This window comes from Candidatus Magnetominusculus xianensis (assembly GCA_001541255.1).
GTDB lineage: Bacteria > Nitrospirota > Thermodesulfovibrionia > Thermodesulfovibrionales > Magnetobacteriaceae > Magnetominusculus > Magnetominusculus xianensis.
Genome location: LNQR01000064.1, coordinates 1 through 18,245, shown reverse-complemented (window position 1 = coordinate 18,245; position 18,245 = coordinate 1). Strand labels below are relative to the sequence as shown.

General features: G+C 45.4%; 18 protein-coding genes. All 18 read left to right on the top strand.

Going from position 1 to position 18,245, the window contains the following annotated elements:
* The first annotated feature begins 155 nt into the window (after window positions 1–155).
* Window positions 156–938 (top strand): alpha/beta fold hydrolase, encoded by a 783-nt coding sequence (locus ASN18_RS08980; protein ID WP_085052412.1) that lies wholly within the window; start codon window positions 156–158, stop codon window positions 936–938.
* Between the two features lie 194 nt (window positions 939–1,132).
* A complete protein-coding gene (locus ASN18_RS08975) occupies window positions 1,133–2,164 on the top strand; it encodes a sigma-54 interaction domain-containing protein (protein WP_085052411.1) in 1,032 nt (343 codons plus the stop codon).
* 120 nt (window positions 2,165–2,284) lie between these two features.
* The gene (locus ASN18_RS08970; protein ID WP_085052410.1) at window positions 2,285–4,114 is read left to right on the top strand and encodes a tetratricopeptide repeat protein; all 1,830 of its coding nucleotides are present in this window, start codon (window positions 2,285–2,287) and stop codon (window positions 4,112–4,114) included.
* A gap of 36 nt (window positions 4,115–4,150) precedes the next feature.
* Window positions 4,151–5,320 (top strand): two-component system sensor histidine kinase NtrB, encoded by a 1,170-nt coding sequence (locus ASN18_RS08965; protein ID WP_085052409.1) that lies wholly within the window; start codon window positions 4,151–4,153, stop codon window positions 5,318–5,320.
* Window positions 5,321–5,365: 45 nt separating this feature from the next.
* On the top strand, window positions 5,366–6,679 hold the full coding sequence (locus tag ASN18_RS08960) for a sigma-54-dependent transcriptional regulator (protein ID WP_085052408.1): 1,314 nt from the start codon (window positions 5,366–5,368) through the stop codon (window positions 6,677–6,679).
* 195 nt (window positions 6,680–6,874) lie between these two features.
* Window positions 6,875–7,255, top strand: a complete 381-nt coding sequence (flgB, locus tag ASN18_RS08955; protein ID WP_085052407.1) for a flagellar basal body rod protein FlgB — start codon at window positions 6,875–6,877, stop codon at window positions 7,253–7,255.
* Complete coding sequence (gene flgC / locus ASN18_RS08950) at window positions 7,255–7,668, top strand: flagellar basal body rod protein FlgC (RefSeq protein WP_085052406.1); 414 nt, start codon at window positions 7,255–7,257, stop codon at window positions 7,666–7,668. Before flgB ends, flgC begins: the two co-directional genes overlap by 1 nt.
* A gap of 2 nt (window positions 7,669–7,670) precedes the next feature.
* Window positions 7,671–7,970, top strand: coding sequence for a flagellar hook-basal body complex protein FliE (gene fliE / locus ASN18_RS08945; protein WP_085052405.1), 300 nt, complete (start codon window positions 7,671–7,673; stop codon window positions 7,968–7,970).
* Between the two features lie 202 nt (window positions 7,971–8,172).
* Window positions 8,173–9,780 (top strand): flagellar basal-body MS-ring/collar protein FliF, encoded by a 1,608-nt coding sequence (gene fliF / locus ASN18_RS08940; protein WP_085052404.1) that lies wholly within the window; start codon window positions 8,173–8,175, stop codon window positions 9,778–9,780.
* Complete coding sequence (locus ASN18_RS17160) at window positions 9,780–9,929, top strand: hypothetical protein (protein WP_157072904.1); 150 nt, start codon at window positions 9,780–9,782, stop codon at window positions 9,927–9,929. The genes fliF and ASN18_RS17160 overlap by 1 nt, the downstream gene beginning before the upstream one ends.
* 7 nt (window positions 9,930–9,936) lie before the next feature.
* Entirely contained in the window at window positions 9,937–10,923 is a 987-nt protein-coding gene (gene fliG / locus ASN18_RS08935; protein ID WP_085052403.1) for a flagellar motor switch protein FliG, read from the top strand.
* A complete protein-coding gene (locus tag ASN18_RS08930; RefSeq protein ID WP_085052402.1) occupies window positions 10,916–11,581 on the top strand; it encodes a FliH/SctL family protein in 666 nt (221 codons plus the stop codon). Before fliG ends, ASN18_RS08930 begins: the two co-directional genes overlap by 8 nt.
* A complete protein-coding gene (locus ASN18_RS08925) occupies window positions 11,568–12,887 on the top strand; it encodes a FliI/YscN family ATPase (RefSeq protein ID WP_085052401.1) in 1,320 nt (439 codons plus the stop codon). The genes ASN18_RS08930 and ASN18_RS08925 overlap by 14 nt, the downstream gene beginning before the upstream one ends.
* A 10-nt stretch (window positions 12,888–12,897) precedes the next feature.
* Window positions 12,898–13,353, top strand: a complete 456-nt coding sequence (gene fliJ, locus ASN18_RS08920) for a flagellar export protein FliJ (protein WP_085052400.1) — start codon at window positions 12,898–12,900, stop codon at window positions 13,351–13,353.
* Window positions 13,346–13,831 (top strand): MotE family protein, encoded by a 486-nt coding sequence (locus ASN18_RS08915; protein ID WP_085052399.1) that lies wholly within the window; start codon window positions 13,346–13,348, stop codon window positions 13,829–13,831. Before fliJ ends, ASN18_RS08915 begins: the two co-directional genes overlap by 8 nt.
* A 92-nt stretch (window positions 13,832–13,923) precedes the next feature.
* Window positions 13,924–15,642 carry a flagellar hook-length control protein FliK gene (locus ASN18_RS08910; protein WP_085052398.1) on the top strand — a complete coding sequence of 573 codons (1,719 nt, stop codon included), beginning with the start codon at window positions 13,924–13,926 and terminating at the stop codon, window positions 15,640–15,642.
* Between the two features lie 26 nt (window positions 15,643–15,668).
* Entirely contained in the window at window positions 15,669–16,193 is a 525-nt protein-coding gene (locus tag ASN18_RS08905; RefSeq protein ID WP_085052397.1) for a flagellar hook capping FlgD N-terminal domain-containing protein, read from the top strand.
* A 20-nt stretch (window positions 16,194–16,213) separates the two neighbouring features.
* Entirely contained in the window at window positions 16,214–17,560 is a 1,347-nt protein-coding gene (gene flgF / locus ASN18_RS08900) for a flagellar basal-body rod protein FlgF (protein ID WP_085052396.1), read from the top strand.
* Window positions 17,561–18,245: the final 685 nt, after the last annotated feature.

Genomic DNA, 18,245 nt, shown 5'->3' with positions numbered 1-18,245 from the left:
ATTGACCTGTTGTCCTCTAAATACTACTATGCCTCTAAAGTCAGAGACCCTATCGCACAGCTCTCTTTATTTTAACCGGACACTAATGTCACAAAGAATTCAAGGGATGATTTACTCTAATCCCTTATGCTATACTCAGCCCTGGTGATTAGTAAGTGAACAGCCTTTTTACACATACGTCCAAAGGGGACGAAGTTGGATATCTGAAGCATGGCTCCGGCCCCAGAAAGGTCATCTTCATTCATGGCAACCTTGCATCGTCGCTTTGGTGGAGGAAGTCACTTCAACTTATCAGGCCGGGGTATGAGGCATATGCGCTTGATTTACCCGGCAGCGGCGGCACACCGGAGACTCGCAGCCGCCATACGCTTGATTACTTAGCTTCGTTTGTCAATGACTTTGCCGATGCGCTGAGATTAAATCGATTTTATCTCGCCGGACATTCAATGGGCGGAGGCATTGCCCAGTTGTTTGCTATAAACTATCCTGAGAAGATAGAGAAACTCGTCCTCATCAATTCTATCGCTATGGATGGGCTTGCACTTGGCTTTGACTATGACGATAACATGATGCGCGCAATTATGCAAAACGAACCAATGCTGAGGCACTGGTTGAGGGCGGTTATGCCCGGCATGTCAGATGACGAGATGTTTGAACAGATTTTAGCACATGCGCTGAAATCATCAGAGCAGGTCTTTGTAGAGCATCCGAGGGCGATGTCAGAGGCCAACTGGACGGACAGGATTCATAAAATAAAATGTCCTGCACTCTTTATCCATGGCGCATGGGATGATTTAATACCAAAGGTTGGCAGCGAAAGAACGGCGCGGGCTATTGCTGAGTGTCAGCTTACCTATCTGGAAAACTGCGGCCACAGCCCAATGCTTGAGGCACCGCAGGCGTTTAACGACCTGATATTTGATTTTTTCGAAAAATAATTCTGCACTGTCAAAATATTAACATACATATCTTATTAAAATAAGCTAAACTAATACATTATGTTAATGACGTAACATGCGGGTATAAAAGAACAATTATGCTGTATGCTCACGTTGTGCCAGCCGACACCCCATAAAAACTAGTGTTTTAATATTGACATAGCACAAAAATAGCTATACAATATAAAATTGTTATGGAAATAAAAACGCATTTTGATAAGCTGATTGGGAAGTCTGCCCAAATGCAGCGTCTTTATAATATGATTAGCAAGGTCTCGCGCGCCGACAGTACGGTACTTATAACAGGGGAAAGCGGCACAGGGAAGGAACTAGTAGCTCAGGCGATTCACAAGAACAGCGCGAGGGCAGAAAATCCCTTTATTCCCCTGAACTGCGGTGCGATACCAAAGGACTTGCTTGAGTCTGAGCTGTTTGGGCATGAAAAGGGTGCATTTACAGGGGCGATAAATACGCGCAAGGGGCGTTTTGAGCTTGCTGACAAGGGTACAATACTGCTTGATGAGATAGGAGAGCTTCATCCATCGCTTCAGGTAAAACTTCTAAGAGTGCTTCAGGAAAGGGAATTTGAGCGGGTAGGGGGGACAAGGACAGTAAAGGTTGACATCAGAATTCTGGCAGCTACGAACAAAGACCTCGGTGTGGCGGCAAAGAACGGTAATTTCAGAGAAGACCTCTACTATCGCCTCAACGTTATTCCGATTCACATCAGCCCTCTGAGAGAGCGCAAGGACGATATACCATTACTGATAGAACACTTTATCAATAGATTTATTGGGAAGTTCCCGGATTCACAGGATGGTAAGGAGGGCCAGAGAACCCTGAACATCCTTCCGGAGGCCATTGACTTAATGCTTAACTACCAGTGGCCGGGAAACGTCAGAGAACTTGAAACGCTGATAGAGAGATTTGTGATATTAGATGAGACAGGCACTATAACTCAGGAAGATTTACCCCCAAGATTCTCTGATGCCAGACAAAAGGCGGAGTTCTCCGGGGTCTTACAGTATCAGATGTCCCCTGAGGGGATTGACTTACAGACACACCTCGATGACATTGAGACATCGTTCATTATTCAGGCCATGGAAATCTCCGGCGGCGTGAAAAGCAAGGCAGCAGCGCTGCTTGGGCTGAACAGGACTACTTTTCTTGAGAAACTAAAGAAAAAAGGACTTGACGCAAAGTTAAACGAATCGCCAATCACGTAAAGCGTCGGATTTTTGACATTCAACGTAGTAAACCCCTTTGATTATAGTTGTTTCCGTGCTGGCCCGTTCTGGTATATATTTTGCATACTATATTGCTATGTGTTCTGAGGTAACATAGTGATGAATAGATTTCTGACAGCGGGGATAGTGATAGCTGCAACGTTATATGGCGCTGTGGTTGCAGATGCCATTAATGTAGGCAAGGTGCTGGTAACGCCTGAGCTGAAACAGGCGTGGCTGTATCTTGAGTTGAAAGACTACAAACGTGCTAAAGAAGCGCTGAATGACTGTTACCTGAAGACCACAGAGACCGGCGCTGCCTGTAGTTTTCTCCATGCCAGGATTCTTGACAGACAGAAAAACTCACTTGGCGCTATCGACTCATACAGAAAGGCCTTTACATTCTCCACAAACCCGGATGTGCGCGCAGAGGCGCTTTTTAGGAAATCAGAGCTGTTTTTTGAGAAAAAGTACCCACATGAAACCCAGACAGGCTTCAATCAGTATTTGGATTTATTCCCTAACGCAAGAAATGTCGAAAAGGCTAATCTCTATCTCGCAAAAAGTTTCGACATGTCGAAAAAATATGCCGAGGCGCTTGCTGCATATGAAAAGGCAGGGGATAGCGCAGCCGCCCTTTACGGCAAGGCAAATATGCTCCAGAAAACAGGCAAGATAAACGAGGCCAGGCAAGTGTATGAAAAGGCCGTCCAGCAGGATGCTGATTATCTGGACGCAAACGAAGAGACACGCTTTCTGTATGCTGAAAATCTCCTCCAGACTGGCAACATACCCAGGGCAAAAGATATTTTCAAACTGATAAGCGATAAAAAGGGAGCAAATGAAAAATTAAAAGAAAAGGCCGACCTCACCATTGGCACAATCGAGGCAAATGCCTCAAACACCGGTGGGGCAGTCAAATATTTGACCATGGCAGCAGATGCCAAAAACAGGGACATTAAGACAAAGGCCCTGATGATGCTTACCCGCATAAATTTAGATGCAGGAAAACTGCCTGCTGCACAGAAATCCATCGATGCCCTAAAGAAACTCTACGTAAGCGGCAAGGACAAGGAAGAACTGGATTTTTATAACATTGACCTCCTGTTAAAGGAAAAAAAATATAAAGATGCAGCCAAACTCATAAAGTCTATGATTGCAAAGAACCCAAACTCAACAACCCTCGTACAAAAACTTGAGACCACTCTGAATGAGACTGCACAGGCCGATAAGGAGCTGTTCACATCCCTGTGGAAAGACTACGGAAAGACATTTTTTAATCCATACTATGAAAAACTTGTCCTAAAGGCAGCCGATATATTGAAAACCAGCGGTGGCAAGCCATACATAGAAGTCCTTGATTGGATATTACACAACTCCTCAGACTTGGAACGACAAAATGCCCTCTATGAACTCTCCCAACTCTATGCAGACAAGGGTGACAAGGCAACAGCAGTAAAATACCTCGGGCAGTTGAAAAAATATAAAGTGCCGACTGATGACATCCTAAGGTCTGAGGCACAGGTGCTTTACGATAATCAGGACCTAAAGGGTGTGTACGAAAGATTGACTGCCATCAGACACTTTACCAAATACGACCTTCAGATGTTCAGAGACTCCATAGCTTTTGCCCCGGATAAGGAGAAGGCTATGGCGTTTTATGCACAGGCAGTGAAAAACCTGGGGGGCAATTCTGAAGATGACATGAACATAGCAGAGCATTTATTGCAGACCGGCAAAAAAGACGAGGCCGTTAATTACTACAGGCAGGCGCTGTCTAAGGACCCCTCAAACGAATGGGCATTATACAGGACAGGCACAATACTAAACGATACTGAGGGGAAAGAGGCATTGAAAAAACTCAGCGTGGGAAGCTCACAGTTGAGTAAATTTGCCAGATCGGTAATTCAGGGTGAAAGCGTTAGTAAACGGCTGGACGATATACAGTAGAACTTTAATAACATAAGGAAAACATAAGGAAAACTAATGGAAACCGTGAAGCCAATGGAAGATATATTGCGTCTGAACGACGCATTTCAAAACTTTATGCTTGCCTCGCAAAGTCTTGAGCATATGTATCAAAAACTCAAAGACCGTGTACAGTATCTGACCGAGGAGCTTGAGGAGAAAAACAGGCAGTTAGAAAAGGCGCTGTACGACACAGAAGAGGCAGAGGACTACCTGAAGGGGATCTTAGAGAGCCTGAGTGAATCTATTATCGTCATCGACCCCTCCGGAGATATTACCATGTTTAACAAAGCCGCCGAAAAGCTGATAGGCCTAGGCTCAAAAGAGGTAATAGGAAGGCCGTTTGACAGCCTCGATATAAAGATAGACAGCGATGGGGCTGATACATATCTAAAGACGCATAAAAAGAAGCGTAACGTATTGATATCCCGCTCAAACGTAAGCGACTCAAGGGGTTGTGTCAGGGGGCAGGTGATAATGATACAGGATATGACGAGAATAAAAGAGCTTGAGTCCCATCAGGAGCGCAATAAGCGCCTGATAGCGATGGGTGAGATGGCGGCACAGATTGTGCATGAAATCAGAAGCCCTCTGTGCAGCATAGAGCTTTATGCCAGTATGCTTGAGTCTGAGCTGGGTAACTCACCCCAGACGAACTTTGCAAAGGGAATCTACACAGGGATCAGGAGTTTGAACAATATACTTACAAATATGTTGTTTTTCGCAAAACCACAAAAGCCGCTCTTCCACTCGCTTAACTTAAACACCATAGTGACTGATACAATATTCATGCTGATGCCGCTTGTAGAGGCACGTGCAATTAAGTTTACCAGGAGTGAATACTGTGATATCCAGGTTCACGGCGATGCTGAGTTATTAAAGCAGGTCTTAATGAACGTAATAATAAACGCAATCCAGGCTGCCGGTGAGTCCGGCGAGATATTTATTAATGAATGTGTCAACGATAATAAGTCCGCTGTCGTAGAGGTCAAAGACAACGGTGAAGGCATAGAGCATGAGAATATAGAGAGGATTTTTGATCCCTTTTTCAGTACAAAGGAAAAAGGTACGGGGCTTGGGCTTGCCATTGCCTCAAAGATAATGCTGGCCCATGATGGGATAATCAGGGTAAAGAGCAAAAAGGGGATTGGCAGTACCTTTCAAATTGTACTGCCGCTAGAAATGTGATTGAAATTATGTTAGAATAATTAAATGGAGGGGCGATTGAAAACAATGAAACCTATATTGGTGGTCGATGACGACCCTCAGATGAGAGACGCATTAAAAGAGGCCATTCAAAGGCTTGGGTTTGAGGCTACAGTAGCAGAAAACGGTCAGGACGGTCTTGCTAAGATGGCCAATACGCCGTTTGCCCTGATTATCACAGATATGAAGATGCCGAGAATGGACGGTCTCGCCTTTTTGAAAGAGGTGAGAAGGCGTGTTGGGAACCTTCCCGTGCTGGTAATAACCGGCTACGGCACTGTGGAAAACGCAGTTGATTCGATGAAAGAAGGCGCTACAGACTATCTTATGAAACCGTTTTCATTCGATAAGTTAGGCAGCAAGATAAGCTCCATTATGGAGACCATGTCCTCGGACAGGGATATCATCACAGGCAATCCGAAGATGACGCGTCTGTTACAAATCTCCCGTGATGTTGCCGCAGGTGATACAACGGTGTTGGTCTATGGCGAGAGCGGCACGGGCAAGGAGCTGATTGCCAGATACATACACAGTCAAAGTCTCAGGAAGTTAAAACCATTTGTTGCCGTAAACTGTGCGGCAATCCCGGAAAATCTCATGGAATCTGAGCTTTTCGGTCACGAAAAGGGTTCTTTTACAGGTGCATCAGATAAGAAACTTGGTAAATTTGAACTGGCGAACGAGGGCACTATCCTCCTTGACGAAATAGGGGAGATGCCAATGGGCCTTCAGGCAAAACTCCTGCGTGTACTTCAGGAGAGAGAAATCGACAGGATAGGCGGAAAACACACCATCCCTATCAATACCAGGGTCTTGGCCACAACCAACAGGGACCTGAGAAAAGAGGCCGAAGCGGGGAATTTCAGAGAAGACCTCTACTACAGACTCAGTGTTTTCCCCCTGCATGTCCCCCCGCTGAGGGAACGCCCCGAGGACATTGCCCTGCTTTCAGACTATTTTATCAGGAAATTCTCCGCCCTGCTTAACAAAGAGGCCAAGCGGCTGTCAGATTCTGCCCTGAATTTTCTCCTTAGAAATCAGTGGCGCGGTAATATCAGAGAACTGGAAAACACTGTACATCGGGCAGTACTATTGTCAAGGAATCAGGAGATTGATATATCTGACTTCATGCTTGAAGAGCAACCTTCGGCCCGTAGGGTTGATTTGTCACCAGACAACAATAAGCGCGGCATAAAGGAAATGGAAAGAGACCTCATTATGAAAACGCTCAAAGACGTAAACGGCAATAAGACAAAGGCGGCAAAGATTCTGGGTGTAAACGTGAGGACAATAAGAAATAAGCTTAGTGAATATGGGAAATTTTTTCCAGATGAACAGTAAACTGTTGGAAATACGACGCCTCAGCGTCCTTTTTCAGACAGGCAGTTGTCAATGAGTTAAGTGTAAATATATAAATAATACACGTAGTTATGTTACAAGATATAAAGTATAAGTATAATAGCAGAATAAATAGTTTGGCTGGCATGATTATTGATAGATATATTAGCATATAATTGTAACTCGGAGGAGTGTATCATGGAATTGGACAGGGGATTTTTAAATTTAGAAAAGCTGATGAGTGCCACAGCGCTCAGGCACAGGGTGTTGACGTCGAACATTGCCAACTCTGACACACCCTACTATAAGGCAAAGGATGTTGACTTTAGTTCATTTTTTGACGGAGAGCGCCTGAAGATGGATGCAACGAAGCCGATGCACTTTAAAGATGGTGTGCCGATGTCTGCCTCCGGCGTAACGGTTGACGATAATGCCCTGTTATGGGGTGACAGCAACAATGTCGAAGTGGATATGGAAGTTGCGAAGATGACAGAAAACGCCTTAAAATATCAGGCGGCTGCAAAGTTGGTATCGCAGAAGATAATGATGTATAAAACAGCTATGAAGAGGAATATCTAATGGAATTAGCCGGAGTTTTTAAGACAAGTGCATCTGCCCTCGAAGCACAGCGTGAGAGGATGAACGTCGTGGCGTCAAATCTGGCAAACGTACACACGACAAGGACAGAGCAAGGCGGCCCATATAAGAGAAGGGATTTGGCGTTTCAGGTAGCCCCTGTGGGCAATGACCCTGGCACGATGAACAATGGCGTGAGGGTCTCAGAGATAGTAGAAGACCAGACTCCACCCACACTTATTTACGACCCTACACATCCGGACGCTAATCCTGAGGGATATGTGGCAATGCCAAATGTTAATGTAATAGAGGAAATGGTAAACATGATGATGGCATCAAGGGCATATGAGGCCAACGTATCGGCTTTTAATATATCAAAAAGTATGTACCTCAAAACGTTAGAGATAGGGAGGTAGTCATGTCAGGAATAACAATAAAAGGCTCTGGTCTTGAAATTCCACAGCAGATAAAACCTGCAAACAAGGGCGCTGCCGATTCAAACGCCGGTGGGTTTGACACTGCTCTGCGTGAGGCATTTTCAAAGGTCAATGCCATTCAACAGGAGGCCGACAAGGCAGTCGATGCCCTTGCTAAAGGCGGCGATGTAAATAACGCGGTAATGGCAATGCAGAAGGCTGATATGTCTTTTCAGTTGATGGTGGAAGTGAGAAACAGGCTTTTAACCGCATACGATGAGGTAATGAGGATGCAGGTGTAGTGAGCTGTTAGCTTGCTGAAGTTGTAGAGAGATGTAACAGGTAATTAAGGAACCAAGGCCGGCAGCAGCATACCGGCCCTGGCTGAAATTGGTTGATAGTGGAAGTTGCGGTTATTTTCTGAGATGCATTAAAATTAACGGGTACGCGGACTCAGACATGTAATCGTTTTATAAACAGCAAAAAATAAGCGCAGGACTAATTATGGCAAACACTATTGAAACGATAAAGAACTGGTCTAATAAGAAAAAGCTAATCATTGCATTATCGCTGGTGTTAGGCATAGCGGCGATAGTGTTGTTGTTTTCGTGGTCACAGTCGACAAACTATGCGATACTGTTTTCAAATCTTTCAGAGGCCGATGCAGGCAAGATGGTTGAAAAGCTGCAGCAGATGAAAGTCCCGTATCAGGTTACATCAAACAGCGTTATGGTTCCTGCTGAGAAGGTCTATGATCTCAGGCTCCAGATGGCTGCCCAGGGGCTGCCCCAAGGTGGTGGAATAGGGTTTGAGGTGTTCGACAAGACAGACTTTCAGGCAACCGACTTTGTTCAGAAGCTCAACTATAAGAGGGCGCTTGAGGGAGAACTTGCGAGGACTATAACGGCCCTTGGAGAGGTTGACAGGGCACGAGTTCATCTGGCAATGCCGGAGAAATCCCTTTTTGTAAAGGACAAGCAGCCCCCAACGGCATCTATACTTATTACATTAAAGCCATCAAGGTCGCTGACACAGGGGCAGATACAGGGCATCGTACACCTTGTCTCGAGCAGCATCGAGGGGCTGAACCCTAACGATGTGACTATTGTAGACAGCAGCGGCAACATGCTTACGCGCCATGCCGATGAGGTAATGGGTTTGACCAGTACACAGCTAGAGTATCAGCGAAAATATGAAAAAGACATAGAGGCCAGTGTACGGGAGATTCTTGAACCGGTAGTTGGCAAGGACAAAGTCAAGGTAAAGGTAAACACAGACCTAGACTTCTCACGCACAGAGATGAAAGAGGAAAAGTATGACCCAGACGGTGAAGTAGTAAGGAGCAGACAAACGTCAAGTGAAGAGTCTGTAACGCAGCAGCCTGCCGGGGTAGTCGGGGTTCAATCGAATCTGCCAGCAAAGACCACGCCGCAGTCACAGGGCGGTCAGCAGCAGACGAAGAAACTCAACGAAACGATAAATAACGAAATCACCAAGGTAACAAGCCATATTATAGCCCCATATGGTAAGTTAAAGAAGCTTACCGCTGCAGTATTAGTGGATGGCATATATACGGCAAAGGCAGACTCAAAAGACCCAAAAGACGTTGTATATACACCACATAAGGAAGAAGACTTAAAGCAGTACGAGAACCTTGTGAAGAAGGCCATTGGTTTTACTGAAAAAAGGGGAGACGAGGTCACAGTAATAAACATGCCATTTGAACCTCTGCAAAAGGAAGAGATTGCACCGGTTAAGAGAACCTATGCAGACTATCTCAAGGATGGTGTGATGGTTGTAAAATATCTGGCACCTGTGTTACTGGCACTCTTATTTGTTGCATTTGTGGTCAGACCAATAGTAAAATCTCTAGTACAGGAGTCAATGCCTACTGTGAAAGAGCTGCCGTATTCCAGAACAGTCGGCGATGCAGACGATGATGGCAGGAAGGCTCTGGCAGGCAAGGAAAAGGGTATGAAGATGCCGCCTACGGAGGAAATGACTATTAAGCGGGAGATGTCAGGCTGGTCGGATTGGGTGAAGGACAACCCAACGCAGGCAGCAGTACTCATAAAAGAGTGGATGTCTTCGGCAGCCGAGGAGCCATCATAATGGCAGAGAAATTATTACAACAGCAGCCTGGAACAAAGGAAGCCCCTGCGAAAGAAGACACACAGAGATGGATTAAGTGGGCGAAGGACAACCCTAAACAGGCGGCAGTGATGATAAAAGACTGGATAGGGACTGAAGAGGGAGGGTGAGAGAGAGATGATAGAGCTGACTGGTCCGGAGAAAGCCGCGATATTTCTGACGGCAATTGGTGAGGACGCCGCTGCCGAAGTGCTAAAAAGCCTTGATGTTAAGGAAATCGGCAAGGTTAGTTCAATGATGGCCAAGATTCAATCGCTGAAAGAGGAAGAGATAAAGTCGGTCTTCAAAGAGGCATCTACGAAGATTGAAAAGGGAGACATATACGTAGGGGGCGGTGACTATGTACGGCATATGCTGACTAAGGGGCTGGACGAAAAGACCGCAAAGGTAATTATGGAAAAAACTGCCGTTGAGTCAACCCTTGAGTCGCTAAAGAAGATTGACGCGAAAAAGCTGACCAACTTTTTGCTTACAGAGCATCCCCAGACCATTGCCCTTATACTTACCCTGCTTGACCCTGGACAGGCGGCAAATGTGCTGACAACGCTGCCAAAATCGTTAAAAGTCGATGTTGCTATGAGAATGGCAACCACAGAGGGTATCCCTGTGGATGCAATCGGGGAGATAGAAGATGTGCTAAAGAGCGAGCTTGACATAGACAGGAGCGAGGGCATTAAAGTGGGCGGCGTGAAAAAGGTTGCCCAAATCCTTAACTCTACGGACAAGGCTACTGAAGAACTTATCCTTGAGAATATCGAAAGCCACGACTATGAACTAGCAGAATCCATAAGGCAGTTCATGTTTGTCTTTGAGGACATTGTCAGGATTGCCGACAGAGACGTTCAGCAGATACTTAAGGAGGTTAGCACAGATGAGCTGTCACTAGCGCTGAAGACTGCCTCTGATGCACTGAAAGAACTGATATTTAAGAATATGTCTAAGAGGGCTGCTGAAATACTTAAGGAAGATATGGAAGTAAAAGGCCCTGTGAGGGTCTCAGAGGTAGAGAAGGCCCAGCAGAGTATCATCAAGGCGACAAGAAAGCTCAGCGAAGCAGGCAAGATAACCTTACCTGGAAGCGGAGAGGAGGAAGCGCTTGTATAGCCATAAGGTATTAAGAGACTCCAATCTGCAGACATACACGCTGCCTTCGCTGGAAGACCGGGATGAGGAATTTAGCGGAGTTACAGAGGTCAGCGATGTCCAGCCTGAACACGTGGTAGACCCTGAGGCCATCGAGCGTGAGGCAAGGCAGCGGGCGCAGCAAATAGAGAAAGACGCATATGAAAAAGGTTTTCAGGCCGGGCTTGTGGAAGGCCAGAAGTCATTCGAGGAAAAGGTAGTACTGTTGATAGGGCAGCTTGAGACTATGTTAACGCAGTTTGAGCAATTAAGGGAAAAGCAGCTTCGGGAGATTGAGCCGCAGCTGCTTACGCTTGCCATAACTATTGCAAAAAAGGCGCTCTACGAAGAACTGTCCATAAACCCTGACTTTGTTGTCAAACTAGTCAAAGAGGGTATAAACAGGCTTGAGAAGATGGGGCAGATTACAATAAAGATTCACCCGTCCCTGCATGAGTTGTTTTTAAAGAAAAGGCCGGAGTTTCTTGAGCTGCACCAGGAGGTGGTGCTTGACATTGACCCGTCTCTGCCTGTAAACGGCCCTGTAGTTGTAGGCCCGATGGAAGAGGTAGTTACCAATGTCGATGAGCTGCTGATAAATATACTGGAAGATATGAGGCAAAAACTTGCTGCAAGTTAATTTAGCGCCATACATAAAGGCAGCCGAAGACTCAGAGCCGCTCAGGGTATACGGCAGAATAACGGAGATCACCGGCATCATGATAAAGGCCACAGGCATAAAGGCCAGCGTCGGAGATGCGTGTAAGATATATTCTGACAACCAGCTCCCAATAGACGCAGAGATTGTGGGATTCAAGGACTCAAAGGCGCTATTAATGGCTACCGGCGACATATCATGGATAAAACCCAACAGCAGGATTCTTTCCATGGGAAAGAAGGTCTCAATTAAGGTAGGCGATGGTCTTATCGGAAGGGTTATAAACGAATCCGGGCATCCCATCGATGGTAAAGGCCCGATAAGCGGTTTCAGCTACCCGTTGATGTCAATCCCGCCAAACCCCATGTCAAGGGAGCGAATAAGTGAGCCAATAGACCTAGGGATTGCGGCAATTAACGGTCTTTTGACGGTTGGCAAGGGGCAGAGAATTGGAATCATGTCCGGGGCCGGAGTAGGAAAAAGTGTACTTCTGGGGATGATGGCAAAATACACTCGTGCCGACGTCAATGTAATTGCCCTTGTTGGAGAGAGAAACAGAGAGGTAAGGGAGTTTATAGAAAGAGACCTTGGGCCTGAGGGAATGAAACGGTCGGTTGCTGTGGTCTCTACGTCTGAACAATCACCGGTTGCCAAGGTCAAGGGTGCGTTTGTGGCAACGGCCATAAGTGAATATTTCAGGAGCCTGGGGAAGGACGTGCTGCTGTTTATGGACTCGCTGACACGTATTGCCATGGCACAGCGTGAGATAGGGCTGGCAGTTGGTGAGCCGCCGGCTACCAAAGGCTACACACCATCGGTCTTTGCCCTCCTGCCAAAACTCCTTGAGCGGGCAGGGACGCAAAAGGGAAAGGGAAGTATCACGGGCATATACAGCGTCCTTGTTGAGGGCGATGACCTGTCAGACCCTGTGGCTGACTCTGTTATGTCTATTTTGGACGGCCACATTGTCCTGTCAAGGGACCTTGCGATGGAAAATCACTATCCGGCCATTAATGTGTTAAGGTCAATAAGCAGGGTAATGCCTGATATAATTACTAAGGGACACTTGGACACTGCGGGCAGATTTGTTGAGGTGATGTCGGTGTATAAGAGATTTGAGGATATGATAAACCTTGGCGCGTACAAAGAAGGTTCTAATCCAAAGGTTGACTATGCCATTTCAATGATAGACAGGTTGAATACGTATTTAAAGCAGGGGATGACAGAGCCGAGGGACTTTCAAACCAGCCTTAAGGGGCTTGATCAGTTATTTTCGAAATCAAGATAAGGAATAACTTATGCCAAAATTAGATACGCTTAAACGAATAGAACAGGTCAGGGAATTCAAAAAAGACGAGGCCGAAATAGAGGTTCATAAGGCATGGAAGGCCCTCAGAGAAGAACAGGAAGTCCTTGCAGTGCTGGAGAGACTTCTGGCAGAGACGACAGCCGACCTGGAACAAAAAAAAACCGGCAGCATTGTAAACACCTTTGAACTGACAATATACTATAATTATATCGATACGTTATATAAAAACATAGACGAACAAATGCTTGTCGTAGCACAAAAGGATGATGAGCTTAAGGACAGACAGGCTGTCCTCATCGAGACCTATAAGGAATTAAAAACAGTTGGAATACTTAAGGACAAGGTAATATATGAAGACGATAAGAGAAATACGGCTATCGAGCAGCGCCAGATGGATTTTGCGTATCTTTCAAGTATTACACGGGCGCGTATTACGCGTGAATAAAACTCTGCTGGCACTGGCGCTATGGGGCTGTGTTTGCAGCAACGCCATAGTTTTTGCCCAGGATACGCCTGCTGCCACTCAACAGCCTGCGGATTCCGGCAAAACTAAGAACATGGAATTGTCGAGAAGAGAAGAGGCTGTAAAAAAGGAAGAGGAGAGACTGAACGACTTAAAGGCAGAAGTAGATAAAAAAATAGCCGAATACGAAAAACTCCTGAGACAACTTGATGAGATTATGGCAAAACTGAAAGAGACCAACACCGAAAGAATGAACAACTTAGTCAAAATATATGAATCGATGCCCGCAGAGAACGCCGCAAAAGAACTTGAGCTGCTTGATGAGGAGCTTTCCGTAGCAATTCTTGTTAAAATGAAACCCCGTAAGACGGCTGCTGTGCTGTCTGCAATGGATAAAAGAAAAGCCGCTATATTTACTGACCTGATGTCAAAGGTAACGAAAAAATTACCTGTTAGGTGAAAAATTTTCCCTGTAGTATCTCCGGTTTATCGTAAATTCCCAGTACACACGGTCTGGTTTTGTTTGGCACGTATTTTGCTCTTACTACTTACATGAGTGAGATACTACATATAATCGGAAACAACATAAGCAGCCTGGTTCAACCGAAGCCGAAGACGCAGGTAAGAGAGTTAAGCGCCCAGAAGCCAGACACCCAGAGATCAGATGCCCAGAGGCCAGACGCCGACGACGAGACTCACAACACCACCGAGTCCAGCTCAACTGTCAAAAGCAAGCGCGGTCACTCAAGCTCCCGCTCAAACAGGGCTAACCATTCTGATGACGACAGCAAGCTGGCTGACGCTACCTCTGCGATGCAGTCAACCAGCACTACACTTGAGGCAGATGATTCAACGACCCCGCGTTCGGACGATACCACAACAGCCAAAGACGATGAACAGTTTACCACTGTTCTCGATAAGGCAATGAAAGGCAGGATTAACAAAAATAACATCGAGGCAGAAGCACTGGCAGGTTCAGTCACTGTAGCTGCCACTGCACCCGTTATGATTAACCTTCAACCCACCGGTATCACCGGTGATAATTCAGATGGAGTGGAATCAGTTAGTACTAATACCGTGAAAAACGATATTCTGTCTCTGCTTGGCGCTACACAGCAGCAAAATACCAAACCAGAAATAATAAGTATGCTGCAACCACTCAACGCTAAAGCTGAGAAGGATGATATCACATCTGTAGTTGATACAAAACAGATGCCAGAGACTAAGCCAGAAATAAGCAGCCTTTTGCCGCAGCCCGGCAGCATCGATGACTGTGATGTTAAACATGACGCTGTGTCTCTGAAAGAGCCAATTCAGCAGCAAAATGTTACCCCCCCCAAGACAGGTAATCTTATAACAGGTAATCTTATGACAGGCAATACTGACGCTCTGAAGCAGGCGCTTGTTAAACCTACTACCACAGATGCCGCAAGTAACATGAGTGCAGTAGAGATAAAAATCCCGGAGATTAAGACTCCTGAGCAGTTAACTGCTGCACTGAAGCCCCCTGATAATGTTTCGCAGGCAATTAATCTTGTAGATTTAAACTCCGTGCGGCACGCTGCTAAGAATGAATTATCCTCTAAAGAGTCCTCTGACATCCTTAGTGAACTGTCCCCAAAATCGAATGCCCCACAGAACAATCTGCCGGTAATAAATATAGCAGATTCAAGCGGCTCACAGTTGTCGAAGCACGATTTGTCAAAGGACACGCCTGACACAATAAAGGAAGTCAACAATGGTGATTCAAAACAGGATGATGGAATAAGCGCTGCTGTCTTTTCAGTGGACAAAACTCAGGTTCACGAAGCGCTTGGCAAGACCAGCCAGGCCGCCACAGGTGACACAGGTGAAAAACTCGCAGTAGGCGGCGCAAAGACCGTCGAATTGAATGGCAACAGGTTTACAATCACGAGAAAGACTGACACGTCCATCGAGGTAAAACTTGAGCCGGACGGCATAGGAAAGCTTGACATCAGTGTAAACGTGCAAAAAGGTGTTTTAAATGCCAATATAAGCGCTTCAGATTCGGCTGCAAAGGGAATTATAGAGAAGAACCTGCATGAAATAGTCAGCGCACTGACAAAAGAGGGCCTTACAGTGGGAGGTTTCACTGTTTCTCTTAAAGACAGAGGCGGGAATTATAAAGAAGGAAAAAACGAGCAAAGCGCAGCTAAACACATAAGAGAAGAAAGGCAGTTGCAGCCCATAGCTGTTACAGGGTATGCAAGGACTGCTTATAAATATGATGGCATAAGTATATTTGCTTAAAATGTTAACGTAATAAGGAGGGAATTATGGGAGTATCATCAGTAGGTAGTGCAAATACTATGGGGAATTATTATTCTGCGAGCAAGAGCGCCAATGCCACGGCAGCCTCGTCTTCGTCATCGAAGACAAGTTCGTCGTCAAAGACAGATACAACATCGTCATCAGATACTACATCTTCCAGTTTTGGCAATGATATGGTGGACTTTTTATCTCTTTTCACCACACAGTTAAAATATCAGGACCCGATGGAGCCGATGGACACTTCAGATTTCTCAAGCCAGATGGCTCAGTTTACATCAGTTCAGCAGTTGACGAATCTCAACACGAACATGAAGGCGCTCAGCGCATACTCAAATTCGCTAAACAATATGGCAGCAACAGGTCTTATAGGCAAGAGTGTAGTTATGGATGACGGCTCTACAGGAACAGTAAGTGGTGTGAAGTTCGACAACGGTGTTACTTATCTTACGCTTGACAACGGAAGCAGTGTGCAGATGATTAACGTTAAGGAAATAAATTCACCCGTTGCCACAGCCGCAAAAACTGCCTGATAAAAAGGAGGGGTAAATAGATGATATCATCACTGTGGAGTGCAGTAAGCGGAATGACCAGTACCGGTACCGCTTTAGATGTTGTTAGTAACAATATCTCCAACATGAACACATCAGGTTATAAGGCCAACAGGGCAAACTTTGGAGACGTGCTCAGCCAATATGTTGGGACGTATAATGGGCAGATTGGACAGGGCACTCAGGTAATCAGCGTAAGTACATTTTTTACGCAGGGTTCCTTGATAAATACCGGCAATGTGTATGATATGGCGGTTGATGGCGATGGGTTTTTTGTAGTTAAAGACACTTCAACCGGGGCTACTATGTATACGAGGGCAGGGGCCTTCAATGTCGATAAGAACGGTTATCTGATAACATCTTCCGGCATGAGGGTTCAGGGATATATGGGTACCGATGTTAATGCTACAAGCAGCAACACTAATAATGGTATTTTAACTAACATTAAGATACAAAGCAACATATCGATGGCACAGCGAACGACTCTCGTAACAACTGGAGTTAATCTTAATTCACACGCCTCGGTTGTCTCTGCAGCATTTACACTTGATGGCAATGGCGATGGCATTAACAATGACCCTGCAAATTATAGCTACTCCAGAACAACGACGGTTTATGATTCTCAGGGAGGCTCTCATGAGGTTACGGGATATTTTACAAAACTTGGTGACAATTCGTGGGAGGTTCACTATGCGTATCAAGCTGGCAATAACCCATCAACGACTGCCTCAAGTCCCATACTGACAATGGCAACAGGCACAACGCAGACCCTGACGTTTAACACCAGCGGTGCGCTGGTCAGTGACGGCACATCTTCCACATCAAATACTAATCCGACTTTATACTTTGACTTTGGCACATCAGTGGCATCTCCTCAGGGCATCGTGTTCGATTATGGAAAGTCGATAAATGAAGGCGGCATAGGGTTTAGCGGCACAACACAGCTTGCCGAAGCAAACCAAATGATAAGCTCCTCACAAAACGGTTACGCAGCAGGTTCTGTAAAATCTGTTACAATCTCTGATGATGGAGTTATTACTGCCACGCTTTCAAATGGACAAATAGCTACGCTTGGTCAAATGGCACTGGCGCGCTTTAATTCCGAAGAAAAACTTACTAAAATAAGCGGCAACATGTACATGGCGTCAAAGGATTCTGGTACCCCAATTGTTAATATAGCAAATTCAGACGGTCTGGGACGAGTGGTTTCCGGTTCGCTTGAGGCAAGCAACGTTGACCTCAGCACTGAATTTGTCAATATGATTTCATACCAGAGGTCATTTGAGGCGAACTCAAAGGGTATACAGACCGTAAACGAAATGCTTCAGACTCTTAATTCCCTCAAGTAAGGGTAAGCTGCACAAATTCCCTAACAGACCTGCATTCCGGTGAACCACCGGGATGCAGATTCAACTTTCCAGGGCAAACGCATTTGAAAATATCAATAGTCATTTCATTCTCTGGATTCCAGCTTTCCAGACTGTGTAATAATAGTAAAGCCCCCACCTTTTTTTGAGGGGGGCATAGCGCTGGGCAGCGGGGGTATTTTTGAAAAATGAATAATAATATTATTATGTAATTTATTAAAGTATTATATCAATGTCATTAACTTAAGCAGCGAGATAATTCTGACAAATTGGCGGCAGAAAAGTTATAATAGGTGAGCTGAATAATCGGCATAATAATAAGAAAAGATGGAGGAAAGCAATGAAAAACATGACTTCTGGCATAGAAAATGCTTTCCAAAAAGTATGCCAACCTACTTGTAATACTTAGAGAGAAGATATTTTCAAGTGAATTGTCTGAGCGATATGAGTCGATGCAAAAGATTTCACTCGGAAGAGGAAATTGCCCTTTTCAAGTGTAATACTTTTTTTATTTAATCTGCTGAAAGGCTCGCTTCAGGACGAACTGGACAACTTTTTTAAACCGTTGAGTGGGCAATGTCGCCGGCCATGATAAAATGTACCAAAAGCGGTCATGAAAAATGTACCAGAGAGAGGGGCAATCCATGAAAGCAAGTAGTACCATCGA

Excerpts from the sequence above, each read along its gene's own strand:
- ASN18_RS08960 (WP_085052408.1), top strand. The coding sequence starts at position 5,366 with ATGAAACCTATATTGGTGGTCGATGACGACCCTCAGATGAGAGACGCA.
- ASN18_RS08965 (WP_085052409.1), top strand. The coding sequence starts at position 4,151 with ATGGAAACCGTGAAGCCAATGGAAGATATATTGCGTCTGAACGACGCA.
- flgC (WP_085052406.1), top strand. The coding sequence starts at position 7,255 with ATGGAATTAGCCGGAGTTTTTAAGACAAGTGCATCTGCCCTCGAAGCA.
- ASN18_RS08905 (WP_085052397.1), top strand. The coding sequence starts at position 15,669 with ATGGGAGTATCATCAGTAGGTAGTGCAAATACTATGGGGAATTATTAT.
- flgF (WP_085052396.1), top strand. The coding sequence starts at position 16,214 with ATGATATCATCACTGTGGAGTGCAGTAAGCGGAATGACCAGTACCGGT.
- ASN18_RS08970 (WP_085052410.1), top strand. The coding sequence starts at position 2,285 with ATGAATAGATTTCTGACAGCGGGGATAGTGATAGCTGCAACGTTATAT.
- fliG (WP_085052403.1), top strand. The coding sequence starts at position 9,937 with ATGATAGAGCTGACTGGTCCGGAGAAAGCCGCGATATTTCTGACGGCA.
- fliF (WP_085052404.1), top strand. The coding sequence starts at position 8,173 with ATGGCAAACACTATTGAAACGATAAAGAACTGGTCTAATAAGAAAAAG.
- fliE (WP_085052405.1), top strand. The coding sequence starts at position 7,671 with ATGTCAGGAATAACAATAAAAGGCTCTGGTCTTGAAATTCCACAGCAG.
- flgB (WP_085052407.1), top strand. The coding sequence starts at position 6,875 with ATGGAATTGGACAGGGGATTTTTAAATTTAGAAAAGCTGATGAGTGCC.
- ASN18_RS08910 (WP_085052398.1), top strand. The coding sequence starts at position 13,924 with ATGAGTGAGATACTACATATAATCGGAAACAACATAAGCAGCCTGGTT.
- ASN18_RS17160 (WP_157072904.1), top strand. The coding sequence starts at position 9,780 with ATGGCAGAGAAATTATTACAACAGCAGCCTGGAACAAAGGAAGCCCCT.
- fliJ (WP_085052400.1), top strand. The coding sequence starts at position 12,898 with ATGCCAAAATTAGATACGCTTAAACGAATAGAACAGGTCAGGGAATTC.
- ASN18_RS08975 (WP_085052411.1), top strand. The coding sequence starts at position 1,133 with ATGGAAATAAAAACGCATTTTGATAAGCTGATTGGGAAGTCTGCCCAA.